This is a genomic window from Thioclava sp. DLFJ5-1, from assembly GCF_002020115.1.
Taxonomy (GTDB): Bacteria; Pseudomonadota; Alphaproteobacteria; order Rhodobacterales; family Rhodobacteraceae; genus Thioclava; species Thioclava sediminum.
Genome location: NZ_MPZU01000002.1, coordinates 396145 through 418161 on the forward strand (window position 1 = coordinate 396145; position 22017 = coordinate 418161).

The window sequence follows — 22017 nt, forward strand, 5'->3', positions numbered from 1 at the left end:
ACCGTCACCCAGATGACATGAGGGCGGGCTATCCCGCCCTCGCAGAGTTCTTGAAGGAGATCCGACCATGGCGATTACCGCCGCTCAGGTGAAGGAACTGCGCGAAGCAACCGGCGCAGGCATGATGGACGCGAAAAAAGCGCTGACCGAGACCGATGGCGACATGGACGCCGCCGTTGACTGGCTGCGCACCAAGGGCCTCGCGAAAGCCGCGAAGAAATCCGGCCGCGTCGCGGCTGAAGGTCTCGTCGCCGTCGCCGTGAATAACGGCAAGGGCGTCGCGATCGAGATGAACTCGGAAACCGACTTCGTCGCGAAGAACGCCGATTTCCAGAAGCTCGTCTCCGACATCGCGGAAGTCGCGCTGGAAACCGGTGAAGATGTCGAGGTCGTCAAGACCGCCCATCTCAACGGCAAGAAGGTCGAAGACGTGATCACCGACGCCATCGCGCGTATCGGCGAGAACATGAACCTGCGCCGCATGCACATCCTCGAAGGCGACACGCTGGTGCATTACGTGCACAACGCCGCCGCCGACGGTATGGGCAAGATCGGTGTGCTCGTCGCGCTGAAGGGCGACGACAACGGCATCGGCAAGCAGATCGCGATGCACATCGCCGCGACCAACCCGGCCGCGCTGTCGGAAGCCGATCTCGACCCCTCGGTCCTCGAGAAGGAAAAGCAGGTTCAGATCGACATCGCACGTGAATCGGGCAAGCCCGAGCAGGTGATCGAGAAGATGATCGAAGGCCGCATGAAGAAATTCACCGCGGAAGTCACGCTGCTGAACCAGCAATTCGTCGTCAATCCCGACCTCACCGTCGGTCAGGCTGCGAAAGAAGCTGGCGTCGAAATCACCGGTTTCGTCCGGATGGAAGTCGGCGAAGGCATCGAGAAGAAAGAAGAAGATTTCGCTGCCGAAGTGGCGAAAACCGCAGCTGGCAACTAAGCCCGCGCCTCTTCTTTGAAATTAGAAACGCCGCCCTGATCGGGGCGGCGTTTTTCGTATTATAGCAGAGTGTTGCGCGGCGATCCTAACGCGCGGCTGCCGCATGCGAGGCATTGAGGAAGATCTGCTTTTGCACAGATGCTTTCATCACCGCCTGCGCGGTGGTGTCGACATCGAGCGCTTCGCGCGCCAGCCTCAGGTGTTTCTCCACCGTGGATGGCGTCAGCCCCATGATGATCGCGATATCGGCGGTCGTCTTGCCCTCGGCCACCCATTCGAGCACTTCGCGCTGCCGATCCGTCAGCGGGCGGCGTCCGGTGGAATAGGGCATGGTGGAGATGCGCAGATGCACGAGGCTGTTCATCACCATCAACTCGCGCTCGTTCTCGCGCCAGATGCGGTCGATCTCGTCCTGGCTCAACCCCGGCCGCCCCACGAGGCCGATCGCACCACGCGCGTAGGAGAGCGGATCGGAAAAGCCGATCGAGTAGCCCGTACGGATTCCGAAGCGGTGGTTGATTTCGATGACTTCGATTTCGCCCGGAGTGAGCTCGCCCCGCATCGCACGGTCTGCCACCACGCGCCACGAGCAGGGTCCGTCGTTCTGCGCTGCCCACTGAACCATCGGGGCGTTGCGGTATTTTCCCTCCCCGACAAAAATATCGAGATATTCCTTCGGGTGGTTCGATAGGATCAACAAATCGTCTTCGTGGCCGAAATTGTTGCCCTTTCGGAAACTTGTGAAGCCATAGATCAAACGATGGAACCCGTAGCGTTCCATTTCTTGGCAGTGACGTGACCAGATCTCCTGCACCGATTTCGCGCGTAAGACTGCCTCGCAAAAGGATAACATCGCGTTTCACCTCACAATTAGGTAGGTCGCGTAGCTCGTTACTACTATTCCAGCGCGCGAATTCTCCGCTCCGGAAGATATATCCGAATGTCCTATTTTCTGGGCGTTATGGCAACCCGCATGGGCGCCGATCTAGGTGGTGAAACGCTTTAGCGATGGGTCTCGATGCGGCTCTCGTGCGCGCAACCTTGGGTGGTCTCGGGGGCAAGGGTCGCCAGCGCATCGTAATGGGTGAGGTAGATCTGCCCGGTCAGATGCGTGATCAGGTCCGAGCGCGTGAGCCGGTCCATCACCGGACCCTTCACTTCGGACAGGTGCAGGCGCACGCCGGCGTCATTGAGCTGGTCGTTCACCTCTTCCAGCGCCTCGAGCGCGGACATGTCGATATGGTTGATCGCAGGGCAGTTCAGCACGACATGCTTGATCGACTCGTCGCTCGCGATGCGGTCGTAGATCATCTCCTCGACGAAGCGGGCATTCGGGAACCACAGGCTCTCGTCGATGCGCAGGCTGAGGATGCCCGGCGCGCAGCTGACGCGGTGGCGTTGGACATTGCGGAAATGCTCGGTGCCGGGAACCTGACCCAGTTCTGCCACATGCGGGCGCGAACTGGCCCACAGCCGCAGCGCGATCGAGAGGATGACGCCGAAGGCGATGCCGTCCTCGACGCCCCAGATCAGCGTGACCAGCACGGTCAGCGCCATGCCGATGCCTTCGCGCGGTGCGTATTTGAACGTGCGCTTGAGCGCTTTGGTATCGACCAGCGTCAGCACCGAGACGAAGATCGTGGCGGCGAGCGTCGCTTGCGGCAGGTAATAGAGGGCAGGGGTCAGGGTGAAGGTCGCGAGCGCCACGCCGATCGCGGTGAAGGCCCCGGCGGCGGGCGTTGTTGCTCCGGCCTCGAAACTGACGACGGAGCGCGCAAACCCGCCCGTGATCGGGAAGGACCCCGAGATCGCGGAGCCGATGGAGGCGCCGCCCAATGCGATGAATTCCTGATCGGGGTCGATGCGTTGGCGCTTCTTCGCGGCCAGTGTCTGGGCGACGGAGATCGTCTCGACATAGCCGATGATCGCGATCAGCAGCGCCGGAACGAAGAGTTCTTTCCAGAGTGCGAGATCTGCGGGGGGAAGGCTCGGCGTCGGGAAACCGAGCGGCACGGTGCCCACCACGCGGACGCCGCGCCCCTCCAGACCGAAGAGCCAGGTGATCAGGATGGTCGCGGCCACGGCATAGACGGGGGCCGCGCGGGTCAGGATCGCCGCGAGCCGCTCGGGCAGACCCGCTTTCAGCAGGCGCGGTTTCAATCCGCGCCGCGCCCAGAACAGGAAGACCAGCGACAGGATCGAGATGACGACCGTGTAGCCGTTGGTCTGGTCGAGATGCGCCCAGAGCCCGCCGAGAATGTCGAAGATGCCGCCGCTTTCACCTTGGATGCCGAAGAAATGCTTCATCTGGCCCGCGGCGATCAGGATGCCGACGGCGGAGGTGAAGCCCGAGAGCACCGGATGGCTGAGGAAGGCCGTGATGAAGCCCATCCGCAGGAAGCCCATGATCACCAGCATCACGCCCGACAGGAAAGCCAGCGCCACGGCGGCGGCGATATATTCGGGCGTGCCTTGCGCCGCAACCTTGCCCACCGCGGCCGCCGTCATCAACGAGATCACTGCGACAGGCCCCACGGCGAGAGGCCGCGAGGTGCCGAAGACCGCGTAGATCAAGAGTGGCAGCACCGAGGCGTAAAGCCCGTATTCCGGCGGCATGCCAGCCAGCAGCGAATAGGCCAGCGATTGCGGGATCAGCATGATCGTCACAATCACAGCCGCGATCAGGTCGGCCTCGAAGGTTGGGCGATCGTAGTCGCGCCCCCAGCTGAGGATCGGCAGGTAGCGTTTGAGCATCTCGGTCTTCGGATAAGGCGCGGATCAGGCCTGATCGCGGCGGCTGGCGTAATACTGCATCACCGGCACCAGCGAGGAATGGTCATAGCCCGCTTCGGCCGCCGTGGCGACGATCTTGTCGATCTCCATTTCCCCCGCTTGGCTCACCCCCCACAGATGCGACGAGCGGGTGCCCGACCGGCAATAGCCCAAGGCGGGCTTCTCCGCGGCATCCATGATCGTCGCGAAATCGTCGACCAGTTCCAGGCTCAGTTCGCCGGGATAATAGGGAAGGTAATAGGGGGTGAGGCCATGCGACTGGCACAGCGCCGAGATTGCGTCCGAGCGCTGATCCGCGTCCTCGATCTCTTCGTCGGGGCGGTTGATGATCAGCGTGCGAAAGCCCATTTCGGCGAGCTTCGGCACGTCCTCGGGTTCGATCTGCGGGGCGACGGAAAACTCGTCGGTAAGTTTGCGCAGTTCCATAATCTGTCCTGTTATCCTGCCTTTAGATGGAGACGGGCGGGATCATGCCCGCCCGCTCGCTTATGGTCTCAGAGCCCGTTGACCGGCACTTTGAGGTACGTCTTGCCCTCGTCATCGGCGGGCGGCATCTGGCCCGCGCGCATGTTCACCTGCAGCGAGGGGATGATCAGCTTCGGCATCGCGAGCGTCGCGTCGCGCTCGGTGCGCATCTTGACGAATTCGGCCTCGGACTTGCCGCCGCCGATATGGATGTTGCGGGCCTTTTCCTCGGCCACGCTGGTTTCCCACGCATATTCGTCGCGGCCCGGAGCCTTGTAGTCGTGGCCCACGAAGATGCGGGTCTCGTCGGGCAGGGTGAGGATCTTCTGGATCGAGGAATAGAGCGTTTCCGCCGAGCCCCCGGGGAAGTCGCAGCGCGCGGTGCCGAAATCGGGCATGAAGAGCGTATCGCCCACGAAGGCCGCATCGCCGATCACGTAGGTGAGGCAAGCGGGCGTGTGGCCCGGCGTGTGCAGAACGCGGCCCTCGAGCGCGCCCACGGTGAACGTGTCGCCTTCCTTGAAGAGCTTGTCGAACTGCGAGCCGTCGCGCTGGAATTCGGTGCCTTCGTTGAAGATCTTGCCGAACGTGTCCTGCACGACCTGAATGCGGTCGCCGATACCGATCTTGCCGCCGACGCGTTCCTGAATATAGGGCGCGGCGGAGAGGTGGTCGGCATGGACGTGGCTCTCGAGGATCCATTCCACCTCAAGACCGTTTTCCTGCACATAGGCGATGACCTCGTCGGCGGATTTGGTATCCGTGCGACCCGAGGAATAGTCGAAATCGAGCACGCTATCGACGACGGCGCAGGATTTGCTGCCCGGATCTTTCACCACGTAAGAGACGGTGAAAGTCGCGGTGTCGAAAAACGCTTTGACGTCAGGTTTGATCATGGCGGCCTCCGTTAACCTGCCCAGCAGATAGTGCCGGGGATAATCTTATGAAATTGCGGCACTCTGTCCCAGCCCTTCCGTGATCTCGGGCGGTAAGCGATGCGAGAGGTCGGGAAGAACCCACTCCGCGGTCGAAAAATCGCCCCCGTCGGTATAGGCCGAAGGGGTTATCAGCACGCGCAGCCCAGCCCCTTGCGCCGATTGTAGACCCATTTCGCTATCCTCAAAAGCGATGCAGGCCTCGGGCGACAGATGCAACCGGTTCAGCGCCAGCTCGAACACGTCGGGCGCGGGCTTCTTGGTCTCCACCTCGTCTCCGGCTGCGATCGCGTCGAACAGGTGATCGGGATCGGCGCCCAGCGTCGCGCGGATCAGCGCATCGACATTGGGCCGGTTCGTGGTCGTGGCGATGGCAAGCTTCAATCCCGCGTCGCGCGCATTGGCGATCAGCCGGGCCACGCCGGGGCGCAGCGGCACCTCGCCGTCGGTGATGATCTCGACATAACGCCGGGTCTTGATCTTGTGCAGATCGGCGATTTCGTCGTCAGAGGGGCCGAAACCCATGACCTCGCGGTGGCGCGACATGCGCTCCTTGCCGCCGGTGGTCTTCAGCAGTTCGCGATAGGTCTCCTGCGACCAGTTCCAGTCGACGCCGCGCGCCGCGAAAGTCTCGTTGAAGGCGCGGCGATGCGCTTCTTCGGTCTCGGCCAGCGTGCCGTCGACGTCGAAGATCAGCGCGCTCACCACTTCCAGCCCTCCACCAGACCGGGCAGCATCGCCCAGTCCGAGAAGGCCACGTCATGGGGCACTTCGGTCAGCGGCGTCTTGCGATAGCCCTCGGAATAGATGGCGAAGGGGGCCTGCGCGTTAACGGCTGTTTCCGCATCGACCTCGCTATCGCCGACATAGATCATCGCGCCGCCGCCGAGTGCCTGATGGCAATGGTGCAGCATCTGCGGCTCGGGCTTGCGGGTGGGCATGGAATCCCCGCCCAGAGTCAGCTCGAAATACTCCCAGAGGCCGACATGGCGCAAAGCGGCCTCGGCGGGTGCGAAGGGCTTGTTGGTGCACACTGCCATCCGGCAGCCCATCTCCTTGAGCGTGTCGAGCGCGGCGATCACGTTCGGATAGGGCACGTTGCCCTCGACGTCCGTCTCGTAGCGCGCGATCAGAGCGTGCTCCACGCGGGCGAAAAGCGGCCCGTCCGGGTCTTCGCCCGAAGTGATGAGGAGCTGGCGCACGAGGTTGGGCACGCCCTTGCCAACGAAGCTGCGGATCATCGGCAGCGAGAGCGGCTCGAAGCCCATTTCGGTCAGCACGGCATTCGAGACGGCATGGATCGCGGGCACGGAATCGATCAGCGTCCCGTCGAGATCGAAGATGACGGAAGGGGCGTCGCTCATGCGGCTTTCCACTTGATCGAGCAGCCCATCGACGGGATCTGGTCGCGCGGGCCTTCACCGGTTTCCACGACCATCATCATGCCCTCGTACAGCTCGCGTTTGGCATCTGCCGCAGCGGCCTGCTTGGTCGAGGCATCGAGACGCCCGCGATATTGCAGTCCGTCCTCGGCGTTGAAGCCGAAGAAATCGGGGGTGCAGGCGGCACCATAGGCCTTCGCGACCTCCTGGCTTTCGTCATAGAGATAGGGAAAGGGGAAGCCCTTCTCCGCGGCCAGTTTGGCCATGTTCTCGAAGCTGTCCTCGGGGTAGTCGTCGACATCATTAGCCGAGATCGCCACGACCCCGATCCCCGCCTTCTGCAACTCGGCTGCATCGCGCAGGATGCGGTCGAGGATCGACTGGACATAGGGGCAATGGTTGCAGATGAACATCACGAGCGTGCCCTTGGGGCCACGGATGCCATCGAAGCTGTATTGCTTGCCATCGGTGCCGGGCAGGGTGAAGCCCGGAGCCTTCCAGCCGAAATCGCAGACGGGGGGTGTGACGGCCATGAGACCTCCTATTCGAATTCCATTTCCTCGTAGACGACGCCCGCGTTCTTCGTCGCCAGTTCCTCGAACGTGTCGAGGTTTTTGTAGGGGCTCTGATCCACGTAGTAGGCCTCGGTCAGATCGCCACCATTGTCGATATGCTCACCGATCTTGCCGCGCAGATATTTCAGGTAGCCGGTCGTGCCGCGCGTGACCTTGTCGAGATTGGTCGGATGGCCGTGGCCGGGGATGATGAAGGCGGGCTCCAGCGGTGCGAATTTGGTCTCGAAGGTCTCGATCCAGCAGCTCGTGCAGGTGCCCGAGAAGATCGGCGGCATCCGTTCGGAGAAAGCGATATCGCCCGCGATCATGAACTTCTGCTCGGGCAGCCAGACCTGCGTATCGCCGGGGCTATGCGCGGAGCCGAGATGCATCACTTCGATGGTCATGTCGCCCATCTCGATGACGCGTTTGTCCTCGAAGGTCTCGGTGGGCAGTTTCGGATCGGTGCCTTCGGCAGTCTCCTTGCCGTAATTTTTCAGCGCCTCGAAAGCGCCACCTGCGTCATGCTCGAACTCGGCCGCCGCATCGACATGGGCGAGCACGGGCACGCCCTGTTCGATCCAGTAATTGTTGCCGAGCATCGCATGGCCCTGACCGTTCTCGTTGATCACCAGCTTCACCGGCTGATCGGTCACCGCCTTGATCTCGTCATGCAGTGCCTTGGCGAGTTGATAGGACGCTCCGGAATTCACAACGACAACGCCATCGCCGGTGACGATGAAGCTGAGATTGTTGTTATGGCCCGCATTCTCATAGGTCGGCGGTGCGGTCGCGCCGATCGAGGTCCAGACGCCGGGGATCACCTCATAAGGCTTCGAATAGAGAACCGAGCCGGGATACATGTCCGGCACGTCCTCGGAGGCGAGCGCGGGGCTTACATGAAGAAGCCCCGCCAAGACGCTGGTCAAAAGAAGTTTTTTCACCCTCAGACCTCCGGCACGTAGCGATAGGCGTCGCCGTCGCGCTCGACCCGGCCCAGACCACCTTCGGGCAGGTGATAGCCGATGATCGGAAGGTTGTCGGTCGCAAGCTGATCGAGCAGCGCCACGCGCGTCGTTGCACCCAGCTCCGGGTTCTGATCCGAGCCCGCCTCCATGCCCGGCGCCGCGAAGGCGAGGTAGTGGTTCACGATCGCATCGCCGATGATGAAGGCCTGCGTGTTGCCGTTCTTGACGTGGAAGGACATGTGACCGGGCGTGTGGCCGGGGGTCATCTGCGCCATGATGCCGGGCAGGATTTCCTCGCCATCTCCGAAGGTTGCGATCTGATCTTCAAGGATTTCGAGGCGCCGCAGCGCGCCTGCCGCGAAGGTCTTGCGACCGTCGTCGATCGTGTCGAGCGTCTCGGGATTCAGCCAATATTCGAACTCGTCCTTGCCCATCATGTGCTGGGCGTTGGCGAAGAACGGCTCGTCGAAATCGTCGAGCACGCCCCAGAGGTGATCCGGGTGGCCGTGGGTGAAGACGACATGGGTCACGTCATCGGGCGCGACTTCGAGCGCATCCATCGCTTCCATCAGCTTGCCCGCCGAGGGCATGAAATCATTGCCCGAGCCCACGTCGAACAGCACCGTGTTGGTCCCGTCGCGATAGAGCGTGACATTGCAGGGCGGCTCGACCGAGTCGCCGGTGATGCCGTAGCTCTCGAGGATCGGCTTGGCGTCGGGATTGTCGCTCACGAAGCTGAGCGGCAGGACGAGATTGCCATCGGACAGCGTGTCGAGCCGGGCCGACCCCATTTCGAGGGTCTGGGCGGCGAAGCTGAGCCGGGGAAGGGCGGTCATGGCGCCCATCGCCAGCCCTCCGCGCAGAATGGTGCGTCGCGTGAAAGTCATGCCAGTCCTCCCTTACTGGTATTCAATTCCACGAATATGAACGAGAGGCGGCGGCAGGGCAAGCGGTCAGATCACGGTTTTGCGACCGCGCCGCCCTGCGTCGTTCCGCTCGTCATTGCGCCGCTTTGAGGGCCCCCTGAGCCGCTTCGCGGATCGCGCGCATATTCGCGCCATAGACCTCGGGTTTGTCGACCGAACCGCCCTTGAAGACGGCCGAGCCCGCGACGAAGCAATCCGCGCCGGCTTCGACCAGCGGGCCGACGGTGGTTGGATCGACACCGCCATCCACCTGAATGTGGATGTCCCGATCGCCAATCATTTCGCGCACTTGGCGCACCTTGTTGATGCTGGAGGGGATGAATTTCTGACCGCCGAAGCCGGGGTTCACGCTCATCACCAGAACCATATCGACGAGGTCGAGCAGTTCCGAGATCACGTTCGCGGGCGTGCCGGGGTTCAGCGAGATGCCGCATTTCACGCCCTGCGCCTTGATCGCCTGCAGCGTGCGATGCGGGTGCGGACCAGCCTCCCAATGCGCCACGATCATGTCGGCGCCAGCCTCGGCATAGGCCTCGATGTAGGGGTCGACCGGCGCGATCATCAGGTGGACGTCCATGAAGGTCTTCACATGCGGGCGGAAGGCTTTCACCGCGGGCGGGCCGAAGGTGAGGTTCGGCACGAAATGCCCGTCCATCACGTCGACATGGACCCAATCGGCCCCCTGATCTTCGATGGCGCGGATCTCGGCGCCGAAATTGGCGAAATCGGCCGACAGGATCGAGGGCGCGATCTTGATGGAACGGTCAAAGCTCATGGGGTCCTCCGGGGATCATTTTGTCAGTTGCGCGAACAGGGTCGGCAGTTTCTCGGGCAGGCGCTCGACCTGATCGATCACGGTGAAGTTGTTGGCCCCGAAGATGCGCGACACATAGGCGTCGGCCTCGGGGTCCAGCGTCAGACAATAGCTGTTAATGCCGATCTGCTGGAGTTCCGCAACCGCCTTCTTGGCATCCATGCGCAGATATTGCGGGTCGCGCTCGTCGATATCGGCCGGTTCGCCATCGGTGACGATCAGCAAGAGCTTATGCGCCTCGGGGCGCAGGCTCAGGTGATGGGCGGCATGGCGCATCGCAGCCCCCATCCGGGTCGAGAGCCCGCCTTTCATGCCCGCCAGGCGCCCCTTCGCCTCGGTATCGAGCTTCTGCTCGAAATCCTTGAAGCGCTGATATTGCACGTCGTGGCGACCATCCGAGGAAAAGCCGTGGATCGCGAACGGGTCGCCAATGCCCGAGATCGCCGAGGCCACGAGCGCCGAGGCTTCGCGCGTCAGCTCCAGCACGGTCTTGTCCGAGCCGCGCACGGTCTCGTTCGTGCTTTCCGACAGGTCCAGAAGGATACAGACCGCCAGATCGCGCCGGTTGATGACGTTGCGCATGGTGATCCGCATGTCGGGCTGCATCCCGATGCGCTGCATCACCATCGCATCGACGGCGGCGTTGATATCCAGCTCGTCGCCATCCTCCAGCCGCCGCTGGCGCGAGATGCCCTGCGGGCGCAGCCGGTCTACGATCTGCTTGATGCGATGCCGAATGCCGCGATGCGCGGTCAGGATCGTGTCGATCTCGTCCGGGTCGCCCATCGGCGGACGGTGTTCATAGACGGTCGACCACGACGGGCGCATCAGCTGCACCTTGTAATCCCATTCGCCGTAATGAAACGGATCGGAGATCGGGGCCTTGCCCTCCATCTCGTTATAGCTGACGCCCTCATCCTCGTAGGGGAACAGCTCTGACGACAGCACCCAGACCTCCTGCGCATCGTCGCCCGCGGTCTCGACATCGACCTCGTTGACGAATTCCATCAGGCCCACGCGCTTGCGCACTTGTCCTTGGGCGGGCTGGTAGGCGTTCTGGTTCGACCAGTCGTAATCCGAGAGCGACCAGATGAAGCGGTTGTCGTCGCGATACGGAATTTTCAGAGATTCGAGAATGCGCAGGGACGGCACCGCGCGGCGCTGCGCGAGTAGGTTGAACAGCTCGACCCCCAGCGACCAGGAGAACATCGTCTCGCGCGCATTGGCCGCGATCTCGCCGTGGAAGGTCTCGACGAGATTGTCGATCTCCAGATCGCCGGTGCGGGTGCCGGTCGTGTTCAGCGCGCGCGCCACCTTCTCCAGCAGATACATCGTCTCGTGCTCGTATTGCCCTTGCGGTGTGTCCGGCATCAGCCGGTCGAACATCGCGCGCAGCCCCGGAAAGGCCTGCGTCGCGCAATATTCGACGCGGGCATCCTCGATCATGCCGATCAGGAATATCTGCGCGGGGTTGAGCGCTTCCTGCCCCAGCCCATGATCGGAATAGACGATATGGGCCGCCATATGGGCGCACATCGCGCGGTAGAGATCGAGGCCGGAGGCACCGTTGATCCCGTCCACGGCATCGGGCAGATGCAGCGCGCCGTCCTCGATGAAGGGGCGGAACCCTTCGAAGTCGGCGGCAGAGGGGCGCAGGAAGAAGTCGCGGGCCCAGAAGGCGCGGAGGTAGAAGTTCAAGCGGCGCTGGCTGTCGATGAAGAGCGTGCCGCGGCGTTCCTGTTTGAGCACCGCACGGCTGTCTTCACTTACCAGACCGAAGTAATCCGCCTGTTTCGGCAGGTCGCGGCGATAGGCCTCGGCGCCGAAATCCACCCAGCGGCGCAGACCCGAGAGGGTGAGTTTGCTCAGGAGTTCCTCGAGCACACCGAACATCGGGCGCAGACCGCGCGGCGCGCGGGCCGCCAAACGATGCAGCAGCGCGAGATAGCCGCGCAGCAGCTCCGGATCGCCGAAACGGTTGGCGGCGCCGGGCAGCGTGTCGAGCATCAGCACTAGAATCTCGCCCGAGACCATCGAGGCCAGCTTCAGCACCGCACCCACCACGTCGCGGATCACGTCTTCGCCGCACTCCTTGGCGACCTGCGGCATCTCGTCGAGATAGGAGATCAGCAGGCGCGGCCCCTTGCCGAGCGAGGTCATCGCCTTCGCGCCGTCCATGTAATCCTTCAGACCGGCGGGCGACATCATCCGCGCCGCCTCGTGGAAGAGCCCGTCGAGGGTCTCCTCCAGCTCCGGCGCGGATTTGATCAGATCGGCGGCGTAATCGTCGAGATCGACCTTCATCGGACGCGCTCCTTACGCCACCTTCGAGCTGTCGGTGATCTCGGGGAAGAAGGTCTGGACGGCCGCCTGCAACGTGTCACGCATATCCGCGTCGTCGGTCAGCGGCTCCACCAGCGCCATCTGGCAAGCGGCGGGCGCGGGGATGTTTTGCGAGATCAGCTGGCCCGCGTAGACCAGAAGGCGCGTCGACATGCCCTCATCGAGCCCGTGGCCCTTGAGGTTGCGCGAGCGTTCGGCCACCTGCACGAGCCGTTCGGCAGTCTTCAGGTCGATCCCGGCCTCGTGGCTGACGATCTCGGCCTCGGTCGCGGCCTGCGGGTAATCGAAGCTCATCGCGCCGAAGCGCTGCTTGGTCGATTGCTTGAGGTCTTTCATCATCGACTGGTAGCCGGGGTTATACGAGATCACGACCTGGAAATCGGGATGCGCGTCGACCAGTTCGCCCTTCTTCTCCAGCGGGAGCTGGCGACGGTGGTCGGTCAGCGGGTGGATCACGACGGTGGTGTCCTGACGGGCCTCGACCACCTCGTCGAGGTAACAGATCGCGCCGATCCGGGCGGCGACCGTCAGCGGGCCGTCCTGCCATTTCGTGCCGTTGATATCGAGCAGAAACCGCCCGATCAGGTCGGAGGCGGTCATGTCCTCGTTACAGGCGACGGTGATCAACGGGCGCTGCAATTTCCACGCCATATATTCGACGAAACGCGACTTGCCGCAGCCCGTGGGGCCCTTGAGCATCACCGGCATGCGCACGTCATAGGCGGCGGCATATTGCTCGATCTCGTTGCCGACGGGCCGGTAATAGGGCTCGGTCTTCACACGGAACTGGTCTGGGTCGATATCGCTCATGGGTGGCTCTCCGTCGCGCTGGAAAATCCGGAAAAATGGGGCAGGGCGGGCCGCCGCGATCGGCAGCCCGCCCCGGTCTCAGATCAGGCAGAGGCCGACATGTCGGCGCGGTGCACGACCATCGAGGTGCCCTGCGTCTGCTTGAAGTTGTCGTAGCCCACGAGGCGGACATGGTTGCCCGGGTTCGCCTTCTTGCACATCTCGATCTCGCGGAAGATCGCATCGACATCGGTTTCCCCGAACATCGGCAGCTTCCACATATACCAGAAGTTCGACCGCATATTCTCGGGCTCGGTATGCTCGATGGCCGGGTTCCAGCCCTTCGAGACGATGTATTCCACCTGCTTGCGCAGCTCGTCGTCGTTGAGCTGGGGCAGATAGGAGAAGGTGCCCATCTTGCGGCTGTTCGGGTCCGAGATACGCGAGCCGTAATCTTGCATTTCACTCATGGTGTCAGTCCTTTCTCAGGCGTTGGTGGGAGGGGCGCACCTTAGCGGTGCGCCACGTCCAGCTTGTCCACGGTGTCGAACTCGAACTTGATCTCTTTCCACGTCTCCATGGCGATCTTGAGTTCGGGCGAGTGCTTGGCGGCCGAGGTCATGATGTCTTTCGACTCCTTCTCGAGATCGCGGCCCTCGTTGCGTGCCTTGACGCAGGCCTCGACCGCGACGCGGTTGGCCGCTGCGCCGGCTGCGTTGCCCCAGGGGTGGCCCAGCGTGCCGCCGCCGAACTGAAGGCAGCTGTCATCGCCGAAGATGTTGACCAGCGCGGGCATGTGCCAGACGTGGATGCCGCCCGAAGCCACCGGGAGCACGCCCGGCATCTGGCCCCAGTCCTGATCGAAGAAGATGCCGCGCGAACGGTCTTCCTTGACGTATTTGTCGCGCATCAGGTCGATCCAGCCCAGCGTCGCTTCGCGGTCGCCTTCGAGCTTGCCGACGACGGTGCCCGAGTGCAGGTGGTCGCCGCCCAGAAGGCGCAGCATCTTCGCGAGAACGCGGAAGTTGATGCCGTGCTTGGGGTGGCGGTCGATCACGCCATGCATCGCGCGGTGGACGTGCAGCAGCATGCCGTTATCGCGGCACCAGCGGCTCAGCGAGGCCTGCGCGGCCCAGCCCATCGTCAGGTAGTCCGACATGATGATCGGCGAGCCGATCTCCTTGGCGAACTCGGCGCGCTTATACATCTCTTCGATGTTCGGCGCGGTGACGTTCAGGTAGTGGCCCTTGCGCTCGCCGGTCTCGCGCTCGGCTTTCTCGATCGCTTCCTGACAGAACTCGAAACGGTCGCGCCAGCGCATGAAGGGCTGCGAGTTGATGTTCTCGTCATCCTTGGTGAAGTCGAGGCCGCCCCGCAGCGCCTCGTAGACCGCCCGGCCGTAGTTTTTCGCCGAGAGACCCAGCTTCGGCTTGATCGTGCAGCCGAGGAAGGGGCGACCGTATTTGTCGAGCTTGTCGCGCTCGACCTGAATGCCGTGGGGCGGGCCATCGCAGGTGGTCACGAACCACAGCGGGAAGCGCACGTCTTCCAGACGCAGCGCACGGACGGCCTTGAAGCCGAACACGTTGCCCACGAGCGAGGTGAAGACGTTGACGACCGAGCCTTCCTCGAACAGGCCCATCGGGTAGGCGATGAACGCGTAGTAGCTCTCGTCGTCGCCCGGCACGTCCTCGATCGCATAGGCGCGACCCTTGTAATAGTCGAGATCGGTCAGAAGGTCGGTCCAGACCGTGGTCCAGGTGCCGGTCGAGGATTCCGCAGCGACGGCGGCTGCGGCTTCCTCACGCGGGACACCGGCCTGCGGCGTGATCTTGAAGACGGCGAGCACGTCGCTGTCCTTCGGCGTGTAGTTCGGTTCCCAGTAGGTTTCACGGTACTCTTTGACGCCGGCGCTGTATTTACCGGGATTTGCATGCTGGTTCATCGGGGTCTCCTTGTCTCCCTAAATCCGATATCTGCGGCCCCGGGCGCTCGACTGCCGGGATCGCGGGTGTGTCAGGCGGCTTTTGCAGCCGAAATCACCGGGTCGAGCGATCCGTCGGCATAGCGCTTGGCCATGTCGTCGAGGTCGATCACCTTGATCTTGCTGGCATTCCCGGCGGTGCCGAAACGCTGGAAGCGGTCGAGGCAGAGCTTTTCCATCTCTTCCATCGCGGGGATCATGAATTTGCGCGGGTCGAACTCGGTCGGCTTGTCCTGCGCGACCTTGCGGAACTGAGCCGTCAGCGCCATGCGGTTGTCGGTGTCGATATTCACCTTGCGCACGCCCGACTTGATGCCGCGCTCGATCTCTTCGACCGGAACGCCGTAGGTCTGGGGCATCTCGCCGCCGGACTCGTTGATCAGGTCCTGCAGATATTGCGGCACGCTGGACGAGCCGTGCATCACGAGGTGAACATTCGGGATCTTCGCGTGGATCTTCTCGATCTGGCTGATCGCGAGGATGTCGCCCGTAGGCTTGCGCGAGAACTTGTAGGCGCCGTGGCTGGTGCCGCAGGCGATCGCCAGCGCGTCCACCTTGGTCAGCTTGACGAAATCGAGCGCCTCGTCGGGATCGGTCAGCAGCTGGTCATGGCTGAGCTTGCCAACCGCGCCCGAGCCGTCTTCCTCAGCCGCTTCGCCGGTCTCGAGATTGCCGAGCACGCCAAGTTCGCCCTCGACCGAAGCGCCGACCCAATGGGCCATGTCGGCCACGCGCTTGGTGATTGCGACATTGTAGTCCCAATCGGCGGGGGTCTTCATGTCTTCCTTCAGCGAGCCATCCATCATCACCGAGGTGAAACCATGGCGGATCGCGGTAAGGCAGGTGGCCTCGTTATTGCCGTGGTCCTGATGCATGCACAGCGGGATATCGGGATACATCTCCGACAGCGCCTGGATCATGTGGCGCAGCATGATGTCGCCGGCATAGCTGCGCGCACCGCGCGAGGCTTGCATGATGACGGGGGCGTCGCATTTCGCCGCCGCCTTCATGATGGCGATACCCTGTTCCATGTTGTTGATGTTGAACGCCGGCACGCCGTAGCCGTACTCCGCGGCGTGATCGAGCAATTGTCTAAGCGTAATCAATGCCATATCAGGTGTTCCTTACGTTGTGGGCCAAACGGTTCGAACCGCGGTTAGAGGAGCTTTCCCATCGCGACGGCGGTGTCGGCCATGCGGTTGGAGAAGCCCCATTCGTTGTCGTACCAGCTGAGGATGCGCACCATCCGGCCGTCCATCACCTTGGTCTGGTCCATGTGGAAGACCGATGAATGAGGGTCGTGGTTGAAGTCACTGGAAACATTGGGTTTGTCGGTGTAGCCGAGGATGCCTTTCATCGGGCCGTCGGCCGCCGCGCGGATAGCGGCGTTGACCTCTTCCACCGTGGTATCTTTCGCGGCCTCGAAGACCAGATCGACGACCGAGACATTCGGCGTCGGCACGCGGATCGCGACGCCGTCGAGCTTGCCATTGAGTTCCGGCAGCACGAGGCCCACGGCTTTCGCAGCGCCGGTCGAGGTCGGGATCATCGACAGCGCGGCGGCGCGGGCGCGATACATGTCGGAATGCATCGTATCGAGCGTCGGCTGGTCGCCGGTATAGCTGTGGATCGTCGTCATGAAGCCTTTCGAGATCCCGATCGCGTCATTGAGCGCCTTGGCGACCGGCGAGAGGCAGTTCGTGGTGCAGGACGCGTTCGAGACGACCAGATCGTCCTTGGTCAGCGCACCGTCATTGACGCCGAAGACGATGGTCTTGTCGGCACCGGCCGCCGGGGCGGAAACCAGCACGCGCTTCGAGCCGTTCTCGAGGTGGAAGGCTGCTTTCTCCCGCGCGGTGAAGATGCCCGTGCATTCCATCGCGATGTCCACGTCGCCCCAGGGCAGGTCCTTGGGATCGCGGATCGCGGTGACCTTGATCTTGCCGCGGCCTGCGTCGATCCAGTCCTCGCCGGTGGTGACCTCCTGCGGGAAGCGGCCGTGGACGCTGTCGAATTGCAGCAGATGGGCGTTGGTTTCGACCGGGCCCAGATCGTTGATCGCGATCACTTCGATATCGGTGCGACCCGATTCAATGATCCCGCGCAGCACGTTGCGTCCGATACGTCCAAACCCGTTGATGGCAACTTTAACCGTCATTCTCGTTAGTCCCTCAGATCAGTTCTTTTGCATCCGAAACAATCGCTTCGGACGTGATGTTGAAGTGTTTGTAGAGCGCCGGGGCAGGGGCCGAGGCCCCGAAACCGGTCATGCCCACGAAGCGGTCCTCGGGGCGCAGGAAGAGATCCCAGCCCTGACGGATCGCCGCTTCGCAGCCGACGCGCGGGGCGTCGCCCAGAACCTCGGTGCGATACGCCGCGTCCTGTTTCTCGAAGAGTTCGAAACACGGTGCGGAGACGACCGCCGCCTTGATCCCTTGCTCGGCCAGCTGGTCGGCTGCCGCCATCGCGATCTCGACTTCGGACCCGGTGGCGATCAGCGTCACGTCGCGGGCTTCCGGTGCACGCAGCAGATAGGCGCCGCGGGCGGTGAGGTTCTCGTCCGTGTGTTCGGTGCGAACCGTCGGCAGACCCTGACGCGAGGCCACGATCATCGTCGGCGTGGCCGTCGAAGTCATGGCTATTTCCCAGGCCTCGGCGGTCTCCACCGCATCAGCCGGCCGGAGGATGAGCAAGTTTGGAATGGCTCGGAGCGAGGCCAAATGCTCTACCGGCTGATGGGTGGGACCGTCCTCGCCGAGGCCGATCGAGTCATGGGTCATGACATAGCAGGTCGGCACGCCCATCAGCGCCGACAAACGAATAGCGGGGCGGCAGTAATCGGCGAAGGCCATGAAGGTGCCGCCATAGGGGCGCAGCCCGCCATGCAGCACGATCCCGTTCATCGCGGCGGCCATGCCGTGCTCGCGAATGCCGTAATGGATGTAGTCGCCGGTGAAATCCGTGGGCGTGATCGATTTCATGCCCGAGGATTTCGTCAGGTTCGAGCCGGTCAGATCGGCCGAGCCGCCAACGGTGAAGGGCAGGGTGGCGTTGACCACTTCCAGCGCCATCTGGCTTGCCTTGCGGGTCGCGACCTTGGGCTTGTCTTCCGACAGCTTGCGCTTGTAGGCGGCGATCGCGGCGGTCAGAGGGCTGGTGTCGGCCTCTTCGGCAGCGATGAATTCGGCGCGGGCGGTTGCGGTGTTCAACCGCTGTTCCCACTCCGCCCGCGCACGCGCGCCTCGCGACGCGATCCGGCCCCATTCGTCGTAAATCGCCGCAGGGATTTCGAAGGGCGGGTGATCCCAATGCAGCTGCTTGCGCGCGGCGGCGATTTCCTCGTCGCCGAGCGGTGCGCCGTGGACATCGTGACCGCCTTGCTTGTTCGGCGCGCCGAAGCCGATGATGGTGCGGCAGGCAATCATCGAGGGGCGCGGATCCTGACGCGCGGCCTCGATCGCATCGGCGATCTCGGTCGGCGTATGGCCGTCGCATTCGAGAACGTGCCAGCCGGCGGCGGCGAAACGCGCCTTCTGATCCATCGAGGTGGACAGATCCGTGTCGCCGTCGATGGTGATCGAATTGTCGTCCCACATCACGATCAGCTTGCCGAGTTCGAGATGCCCCGCGAGGTCGATCGCCTCGTGGCTGATCCCTTCCATCAGGCAGCCGTCGCCCGCGATGACATAGGTGAAATGATCCACCAGATCAGCGCCATAGCGCGCGTTCTTCATCTTCTCGGCAATCGCCATGCCCACGGCGGTGGCGATGCCCTGACCGAGCGGCCCGGTGGTCACTTCGATCCCCTCGGCATGACCGTATTCAGGGTGACCAGCGGTGCGCGAACCCAGCTGGCGGAACGCCTTGATCTGGTCCATGCCCATGTCTTCATAGCCCAGCAGATGGTTGATCGCGTAGATCAGCATCGAGCCATGGCCCGCCGACAGAACAAAGCGATCGCGGTCGGGCCATTTCGGCGCGGTGGGATCGATATTCATGAAGCGGTTGAACAGAACGGTCGCCACATCCGCCATGCCCATCGGCATCCCGGGATGGCCCGAATTGGCCTTTTGCACCGCATCCATCGTAAGCGCACGGATTGCATTCGCCATGCGCGTTTCTTGAGTGATTTGAATGTCTTTCATCACCTTGTTCATCCTTCTCAAGCCCGCTTCGATTCACGCACGATGCGCTCGATGAGGGGGGTGAGGATCAGCTGCATGGCCAGATCCTGACGGTTGCCGGGAATGACGATCGAGTTCGCGCGGCTCATCCAGGAGCCGTTGATCATCGAGGTGAGATAGGGGAAATCGATGCCGCGCGGGTTCTTGAAGCGGATCACCACGAGGCTTTCATCCGCCGTCGGGATCCAGCGCGCCACGAACGGGTTCGAGGTGTCGACGACCGGCACGCGCTGGAAGTTGATATCCGTCTCGGTGAATTGCGGCGTGATGCAGTTCACGTAGGAATGCATGCGGCGCAGGATCACGTCGGTGACCGCTTCCGTCGTGTAGCCCCGCGAGGCGCGGTCGCGATGGATTTTCTGAATCCATTCGAGGTTGATCACCGGAACCACGCCGATCTTCAGATCCGCCAGCGCCGAGAGGTTCACCTCGTCATTGACCACGCAGCCGTGCAGGCCTTCGTAGAAAAGCAGGTCGGACTCGTCCTCGAAATCGCTCCACTCGGTGAAGTGGCCGGGCGGCGTGCCCCATTTCTCGGCCTCGGCGTCGTCATGGACGTAATGGCGGGTCTTGCCCTTGCCGGTCTCGCCATATTCGCGAAAGACGCGCTCCAACTCCTTGAGTTCATTGGCTTCATAGGAGAAGTGGGAAAAGCCCTGATCGCCCGCGTCATACCGCTTTTGCAGCTCTTCCTTCATGTCGGCGCGGTTGTAGCGGTGGAAGGCGTCCCCCTCGATCGAGACCGCGGAAATTCCTTCGCGACGGAAGATCTGATCGAAGGTCGATTTCACCGTCGAGGTGCCTGCACCGGAGGAACCGACGACGGAAATGATGGGGTGTTTCTTGGACATGGATTAGCTCCGGAAGAGGCCGCGGGTGTTGAAGAGCGCGTGGGCTTCATCCTGCGGCAAGTCGTGATAGGCGGCGACGCGGGCGACCTTGCTGGCCGAGCCGAAGACGAAGGGCGTGCGGGCATGCAGCCGGTCGGGCGTCGCAGACATGATGGGATCGGCGCCGTCGGTGGCCTCGCCGCCGAGCTGCTCGATCAGCATCGCGATCGGTGCGCATTCGTAGACGTGGCGCAGACGTCCGCGCTCGTAGCCGTCGCGGTCGTCGCCCGGATAGAGGAAGACGCCGCCGCGCGAGATGATGCGATGGGTTTCGGCCACCAGAGAGGCGATCCAGCGCATGTTGAAATTGCGCCCGCGCGGGCCTTCGGCGCCGGCGACGAGATCGTCGATGAAGGCGCGGATCGGCTGCGGCCAGTGGCGATAGTTCGACGCGTTGATCGCGTATTCCGAGGTCTCGGAGGGCAGGGGCTTCGGGTCCGCCACGCGGCGCCAGATGTCGCTGCCGGGCTCGAGAACCCATTGCTGCACACCCTTGCCGAAGGTCACGACCAGCGCGGTCTGCGGCCCGAAGATGATGTAGCCGCCTGCGATCTGCTCATTGGCCGGGCGCAGGAAGCTGGCATCCATGTCCTCGGCGGCCTCGAAAATCGAGAAGATCGTGCCGATCGAGACATTCACGTCGATATTCGAGGACCCGTCGAGCGGATCGATGGCAAGCGCGAGCGTACCGGTCCCGAAATCGACCACCTCGTCTTGTTCTTCCGAGGCGTAATGGCGCACCTCACCACCGCGCAGCGCATCCATGAAGGCCTCATCCGCGATCACGTCGAGCGCCTTCTGACCGTCGCCACCGGCGTTGGTGCCTGCGGCTTCCGCCAGATTTCCCTCAAGCCCGTTGCGCGCAATCATGCGGGCAAGCTGGGCGCCGACGCTGGTCAGGCGGGTCATGGTGTCGGCAAGATCGGCAGAAATACCGAGGCCGTCGAAACTCACGGACATCTTCTTCTCCTCCAAAGTCGATGTTCTTGTGAGCCAGACCATTGCCCGGATCGAATTTTTATGAAATTTAAATAAAGGGAATATGCGTTAAGGGAAATTGAAACTACATGCGGATGAACGCTGTAACGCTGAAGCAATTGCGCGCGCTTGATGCGGTGGCGCGGGGTGGGTCTCTGACCGCAGCCGGGGAAAGCCTGAACCTCACAACGCCCGCAATTCATACGCAAATTCGGGGTTTGGAAGATGCGGTCGGGATGAAATTGATCCAGCGCGCCGTCGACGGTGCGGGATCAGAACTGACCGAGGCCGGCAAGGCGCTGCGCGAAACCGCGCTGCGGATCGAGGACAACTTGTCGCAGGCTGAGGCGACCTTGAGCGCCATCGCGCGCGGGCAGGTGGGTCGGATCACGCTCGGCGTCGTCTCGACCGGCAAATATTTCGCGCCGCGGCTGGTGAAGATGCTGCAAGACGCCCATCCCGAGATTGAGGTCGCACTGCGCGTGGGCAACCGTTCGGCCATCATCGAAGGGATCGAGCGCGGCAGTTTCGACATCGCCGTGATGGGCCGTCCGCCGCGCCATCCGCCCGTTGTGGCCGAGCCGATCGGCCAGCATCCGCATGCGCTGGTTGCACCGCCGGACCATCCGCTGATTTCCAAGGCCGACGATCTGGAGCAGCTTTTCGGCGAGACTTTCATCTCGCGCGAGGAAGGATCGGGTACGCGAATCCTGATGTCGCGCTGGCTCGACCGGGTCGGCGACGGGCGGCTCTACGACACGCTGGAGATGGACAGCAACGAGACGATCAAGCAGGCGGTGATGGCGGGTCTCGGCATCGCGTTTCTCAGCCTCCACACCGTGACGGACGAGCTGGAGACCGGGCGCCTGGCGCTGATCCCGGCGCCGGGATTGCCGCTGATGCGCCACTGGTTCCTCGTGCGCCGCGAGAGCGAACGCCCGCGCGAACTGGCGCTGCGCGTCTGGGATGAGATCGTCGAAATGAACGGAGCCTTCCTGCCGCATCCGATCCCGGATTGACGCCGGGGCCGCGCGCAGTACCTTTGCGCGGCAACAGGGAGGAT

21 protein-coding genes are annotated in these 22017 nt (G+C 62.9%); 2 read left to right on the forward strand and 19 right to left on the reverse strand.

Annotated elements, in window-relative coordinates:
• Window positions 1–67 precede the first annotated feature (67 nt).
• Entirely contained in the window at window positions 68–949 is an 882-nt protein-coding gene (tsf, locus tag BMI86_RS09230; RefSeq protein ID WP_078540914.1) for a translation elongation factor Ts, read from the forward strand.
• Between the two features lie 85 nt (window positions 950–1034).
• Here tsf and BMI86_RS09235 read toward each other — a convergent pair whose 3' ends face one another.
• The 19 genes from BMI86_RS09235 to BMI86_RS09325 form a co-directional block, all read right to left on the reverse strand.
• Complete coding sequence (locus BMI86_RS09235; protein ID WP_078520694.1) at window positions 1035–1802, reverse strand: LuxR family transcriptional regulator; 768 nt, start codon at window positions 1800–1802, stop codon at window positions 1035–1037.
• Window positions 1803–1951: 149 nt separating this feature from the next.
• A complete protein-coding gene (gene sulP, locus BMI86_RS09240) occupies window positions 1952–3703 on the reverse strand; it encodes a sulfate permease (RefSeq protein WP_078540916.1) in 1752 nt (583 codons plus the stop codon).
• A 24-nt stretch (window positions 3704–3727) separates the two neighbouring features.
• Window positions 3728–4168 carry a TIGR01244 family sulfur transferase gene (locus tag BMI86_RS09245; protein ID WP_078540918.1) on the reverse strand — a complete coding sequence of 147 codons (441 nt, stop codon included), beginning with the start codon at window positions 4166–4168 and terminating at the stop codon, window positions 3728–3730.
• A gap of 68 nt (window positions 4169–4236) precedes the next feature.
• A complete protein-coding gene (locus tag BMI86_RS09250; protein WP_168173840.1) occupies window positions 4237–5100 on the reverse strand; it encodes an MBL fold metallo-hydrolase in 864 nt (287 codons plus the stop codon).
• 48 nt (window positions 5101–5148) lie between these two features.
• The gene (locus BMI86_RS09255) at window positions 5149–5850 is read right to left on the reverse strand and encodes an HAD family hydrolase (protein ID WP_078540922.1); all 702 of its coding nucleotides are present in this window, start codon (window positions 5848–5850) and stop codon (window positions 5149–5151) included.
• Window positions 5844–6506 (reverse strand): phosphoglycolate phosphatase, encoded by a 663-nt coding sequence (locus tag BMI86_RS09260; protein WP_078520689.1) that lies wholly within the window; start codon window positions 6504–6506, stop codon window positions 5844–5846. Before BMI86_RS09260 ends, BMI86_RS09255 begins: the two co-directional genes overlap by 7 nt.
• Complete coding sequence (locus tag BMI86_RS09265) at window positions 6503–7057, reverse strand: thioredoxin family protein (RefSeq protein ID WP_078540924.1); 555 nt, start codon at window positions 7055–7057, stop codon at window positions 6503–6505. Before BMI86_RS09265 ends, BMI86_RS09260 begins: the two co-directional genes overlap by 4 nt.
• Before the next feature lie 8 nt (window positions 7058–7065).
• A complete protein-coding gene (locus BMI86_RS09270; RefSeq protein ID WP_078540926.1) occupies window positions 7066–8022 on the reverse strand; it encodes an MBL fold metallo-hydrolase in 957 nt (318 codons plus the stop codon).
• 2 nt (window positions 8023–8024) lie between these two features.
• Window positions 8025–8933, reverse strand: a complete 909-nt coding sequence (locus tag BMI86_RS09275) for an MBL fold metallo-hydrolase (protein ID WP_078540928.1) — start codon at window positions 8931–8933, stop codon at window positions 8025–8027.
• A 112-nt stretch (window positions 8934–9045) separates the two neighbouring features.
• On the reverse strand, window positions 9046–9747 hold the full coding sequence (gene rpe / locus BMI86_RS09280) for a ribulose-phosphate 3-epimerase (protein WP_078540930.1): 702 nt from the start codon (window positions 9745–9747) through the stop codon (window positions 9046–9048).
• Window positions 9748–9762: 15 nt separating this feature from the next.
• On the reverse strand, window positions 9763–12090 hold the full coding sequence (locus tag BMI86_RS09285) for a VWA domain-containing protein (protein ID WP_078540932.1): 2328 nt from the start codon (window positions 12088–12090) through the stop codon (window positions 9763–9765).
• Window positions 12091–12102: 12 nt separating this feature from the next.
• Window positions 12103–12939, reverse strand: coding sequence for a CbbQ/NirQ/NorQ/GpvN family protein (locus BMI86_RS09290; RefSeq protein WP_078520683.1), 837 nt, complete (start codon window positions 12937–12939; stop codon window positions 12103–12105).
• Between the two features lie 83 nt (window positions 12940–13022).
• Complete coding sequence (locus BMI86_RS09295; protein ID WP_078520682.1) at window positions 13023–13388, reverse strand: ribulose bisphosphate carboxylase small subunit; 366 nt, start codon at window positions 13386–13388, stop codon at window positions 13023–13025.
• Window positions 13389–13429: 41 nt separating this feature from the next.
• A complete protein-coding gene (locus tag BMI86_RS09300) occupies window positions 13430–14863 on the reverse strand; it encodes a form I ribulose bisphosphate carboxylase large subunit (protein ID WP_078540934.1) in 1434 nt (477 codons plus the stop codon).
• 71 nt (window positions 14864–14934) lie between these two features.
• Entirely contained in the window at window positions 14935–16014 is a 1080-nt protein-coding gene (gene fba / locus BMI86_RS09305; protein ID WP_078540936.1) for a class II fructose-bisphosphate aldolase, read from the reverse strand.
• A 44-nt stretch (window positions 16015–16058) separates the two neighbouring features.
• Entirely contained in the window at window positions 16059–17060 is a 1002-nt protein-coding gene (gene gap, locus BMI86_RS09310) for a type I glyceraldehyde-3-phosphate dehydrogenase (RefSeq protein WP_078540937.1), read from the reverse strand.
• A gap of 13 nt (window positions 17061–17073) precedes the next feature.
• Window positions 17074–19047 carry a transketolase gene (gene tkt, locus BMI86_RS09315; RefSeq protein ID WP_078541379.1) on the reverse strand — a complete coding sequence of 658 codons (1974 nt, stop codon included), beginning with the start codon at window positions 19045–19047 and terminating at the stop codon, window positions 17074–17076.
• Window positions 19048–19064: 17 nt separating this feature from the next.
• Window positions 19065–19937, reverse strand: a complete 873-nt coding sequence (locus BMI86_RS09320) for a phosphoribulokinase (protein ID WP_078520678.1) — start codon at window positions 19935–19937, stop codon at window positions 19065–19067.
• 3 nt (window positions 19938–19940) lie between these two features.
• The gene (locus tag BMI86_RS09325; protein WP_078540938.1) at window positions 19941–20936 is read right to left on the reverse strand and encodes a class 1 fructose-bisphosphatase; all 996 of its coding nucleotides are present in this window, start codon (window positions 20934–20936) and stop codon (window positions 19941–19943) included.
• Between the two features lie 107 nt (window positions 20937–21043).
• Between BMI86_RS09325 and BMI86_RS09330 the strand changes: the two genes are divergently transcribed.
• Complete coding sequence (locus BMI86_RS09330; RefSeq protein ID WP_078540940.1) at window positions 21044–21973, forward strand: LysR family regulator CbbR; 930 nt, start codon at window positions 21044–21046, stop codon at window positions 21971–21973.
• The last annotated feature ends 44 nt before the right edge of the window (window positions 21974–22017 follow it).

What these genes read in the sequence shown, in the direction of transcription:
- fba (WP_078540936.1), bottom strand. Translation starts at nt 16,014, where the DNA reads ATGGCATTGATTACGCTTAGACAATTGCTCGATCACGCCGCGGAGTAC.
- BMI86_RS09245 (WP_078540918.1), bottom strand. Translation starts at nt 4,168, where the DNA reads ATGGAACTGCGCAAACTTACCGACGAGTTTTCCGTCGCCCCGCAGATC.
- BMI86_RS09320 (WP_078520678.1), bottom strand. Translation starts at nt 19,937, where the DNA reads ATGTCCAAGAAACACCCCATCATTTCCGTCGTCGGTTCCTCCGGTGCA.
- BMI86_RS09295 (WP_078520682.1), bottom strand. Translation starts at nt 13,388, where the DNA reads ATGAGTGAAATGCAAGATTACGGCTCGCGTATCTCGGACCCGAACAGC.
- rpe (WP_078540930.1), bottom strand. Translation starts at nt 9,747, where the DNA reads ATGAGCTTTGACCGTTCCATCAAGATCGCGCCCTCGATCCTGTCGGCC.
- tsf (WP_078540914.1), top strand. Translation starts at nt 68, where the DNA reads ATGGCGATTACCGCCGCTCAGGTGAAGGAACTGCGCGAAGCAACCGGC.
- gap (WP_078540937.1), bottom strand. Translation starts at nt 17,060, where the DNA reads ATGACGGTTAAAGTTGCCATCAACGGGTTTGGACGTATCGGACGCAAC.
- BMI86_RS09290 (WP_078520683.1), bottom strand. Translation starts at nt 12,939, where the DNA reads ATGAGCGATATCGACCCAGACCAGTTCCGTGTGAAGACCGAGCCCTAT.
- BMI86_RS09300 (WP_078540934.1), bottom strand. Translation starts at nt 14,863, where the DNA reads ATGAACCAGCATGCAAATCCCGGTAAATACAGCGCCGGCGTCAAAGAG.
- sulP (WP_078540916.1), bottom strand. Translation starts at nt 3,703, where the DNA reads ATGCTCAAACGCTACCTGCCGATCCTCAGCTGGGGGCGCGACTACGAT.
- BMI86_RS09235 (WP_078520694.1), bottom strand. Translation starts at nt 1,802, where the DNA reads ATGTTATCCTTTTGCGAGGCAGTCTTACGCGCGAAATCGGTGCAGGAG.
- BMI86_RS09325 (WP_078540938.1), bottom strand. Translation starts at nt 20,936, where the DNA reads ATGTCCGTGAGTTTCGACGGCCTCGGTATTTCTGCCGATCTTGCCGAC.
- BMI86_RS09275 (WP_078540928.1), bottom strand. Translation starts at nt 8,933, where the DNA reads ATGACTTTCACGCGACGCACCATTCTGCGCGGAGGGCTGGCGATGGGC.
- BMI86_RS09285 (WP_078540932.1), bottom strand. Translation starts at nt 12,090, where the DNA reads ATGAAGGTCGATCTCGACGATTACGCCGCCGATCTGATCAAATCCGCG.
- tkt (WP_078541379.1), bottom strand. Translation starts at nt 19,047, where the DNA reads ATGAAAGACATTCAAATCACTCAAGAAACGCGCATGGCGAATGCAATC.
- BMI86_RS09265 (WP_078540924.1), bottom strand. Translation starts at nt 7,057, where the DNA reads ATGGCCGTCACACCCCCCGTCTGCGATTTCGGCTGGAAGGCTCCGGGC.
- BMI86_RS09330 (WP_078540940.1), top strand. Translation starts at nt 21,044, where the DNA reads ATGCGGATGAACGCTGTAACGCTGAAGCAATTGCGCGCGCTTGATGCG.
- BMI86_RS09260 (WP_078520689.1), bottom strand. Translation starts at nt 6,506, where the DNA reads ATGAGCGACGCCCCTTCCGTCATCTTCGATCTCGACGGGACGCTGATC.